This is a genomic window from Thalassolituus sp. UBA2590 (genome assembly GCF_002339775.1).
GTDB lineage: Bacteria > Pseudomonadota > Gammaproteobacteria > Pseudomonadales > Oceanobacteraceae > Thalassolituus.
The window spans coordinates 25174-25558 of sequence record NZ_DDKU01000165.1 but is presented as its reverse complement, the minus strand read 5'-3'; the positions used below and the strand labels follow the sequence as shown (position 1 = coordinate 25558).

At 50.1% G+C, this 385-nt stretch carries 1 protein-coding gene; it reads left to right on the top strand.

The genetic code is table 11. The features are described 5' to 3' along the window. Positions 1–385 (top strand): translation initiation factor IF-2 N-terminal domain-containing protein (locus B2067_RS13995; protein WP_301388858.1); only part of this gene is annotated, 385 nt, incomplete at both ends.

Below are 385 nucleotides of genomic sequence, written 5' to 3'. Positions count from 1 at the left end.
AATCAGCGTCGACCAAAAGCTAAGCTGAAGACTAAAGGTCGCAGCAGTAATCGTAATGCGAATAACGAGCATGCGTTTACTAAACCGACTGCGCCAGTGGTTCGCGAAGTTGAGCTGCCTGAAACCATTACGGTTGGTGACCTGGCATCCAAGATGTCTGTGAAAGCCGGTGAAGTGATCAAAGAGCTGATGAAAATGGGTGTTATGGCAACCATTAACCAGCCTCTGGATCAGGACACTGCGACTCTGGTCGTTGAAGAAATGGGTCACAAAGTATCTAAGCTGATTGCAGACAACCAGCTTGAGCAGGATGTCGCGGAAGCCGTTAACTACGACGGTGATCAGACGACCCGTGCACCGGTTGTTACCGTGATGGGTCACGTTG